Below are 638 nucleotides of genomic sequence, written 5' to 3' on the forward strand. Positions count from 1 at the left end.
CGAGCAATGAACCAACATCTGTCTCATATTGTCATGAATATCGTTCCTTCCTATCGAACCGTGTTAATTGATTACTTACCGTTCAGAATCAGTGAATTTCAGTTAGTCGACATACTGCACAATATCTTAGTCGCGTTTGACCCAAATAAAGCCGACAAGGCTGAGCCTAACGAAATTTCGATACCCGTTTATTACTCGGAAGAAACTGCTTTAGATTTGAAGCGTTTTGAAGAACAAGGCATTGATCTCGGCGCGCTTATTGATGCTCATACAAAGCCAGTATATACCGTTTCTGCGATTGGGTTTGCACCTGGCTTCGCCTTTCTTTCTGATGTCGAAGAGAGTATCACCATGCCTAGGTTAAAAACGCCGAGAACGTTTGTGCCATCAGGAAGTGTCGGCATTGCCGATAGTAAGACCGCCGTTTACCCATCAGACAGTCCAGGTGGCTGGAATATCATAGGTCGCTCTCCACTCTCACTCTTTTCGGATACTCCTCCTTTTATTCCTTTTGAAGTTGGTGACAAGGTCACGTTTTATGCGGTATCAAAACAGGAATTTCTTGAGTTAGGGGGAGCGTTATGAGCGCATCAGGATTATTAGTTGAAAAGTCAGGGCCTTTGTCATTGATTCAAGAC

Annotated in this window: 1 protein-coding gene; it reads left to right on the plus strand. The window is 43.7% G+C overall.

Annotation, left to right across the window (positions count from 1 at the left end):
- A partial coding sequence (locus tag R7190_RS28355) for an allophanate hydrolase subunit 1 (protein WP_318137989.1) occupies positions 1-585 on the plus strand: 585 nt, incomplete at its 5' end.
- Between the last annotated feature and the right edge of the window lie 53 nt (positions 586-638).

Source organism: Vibrio sp. 1078-1, from assembly GCF_033340475.1.